The sequence below is a fragment of the Ruegeria sp. SCP10 genome, assembly GCF_040329495.1.
Lineage (GTDB): Bacteria > Pseudomonadota > Alphaproteobacteria > Rhodobacterales > Rhodobacteraceae > Ruegeria.
The window spans coordinates 1-335 of sequence record NZ_JBDZYF010000088.1 but is presented as its reverse complement, the minus strand read 5'-3'; the positions used below and the strand labels follow the sequence as shown (position 1 = coordinate 335).

The 335-nt window shown below is 52.5% G+C and carries 1 pseudogene; it reads right to left on the bottom strand.

Annotation, left to right across the window (positions count from 1 at the left end):
* Window positions 1-242 precede the first annotated feature (242 nt).
* Window positions 243-335: pseudogene (locus tag ABLN87_RS22400) on the bottom strand (IS5/IS1182 family transposase); the annotation flags it as partial.

Here is a 335-nt window from a genome sequence, read left to right as displayed (position 1 = left end):
CCTTGAACTCCGGCAAATGGTTCTTGCGTTTCTTCATTTTGGATCGTCACTTTCGTCATGCGATCCATCTTAGCCGCTGGTCTAAATTTCCGCGACCACCTCTTCCTGAGCCTAACAATCAAACTGGACCAGTCAGATGAGGCGGTTCAATGCGGATCTACCATGTTCAACACCCGTTTTCCGAACCGTGACTCACGACCTCACCCAGAAATCAATGGGTGTCCTGAGCCTAGGCTCAGGATTCATAACCAGTAGATGACGGTTGCGGCGAGAGCGATTGCCGACAGGAAGACCTTTGGGCATCTGTCGTATCTGGTTGCCACGCGCCGCCAGTC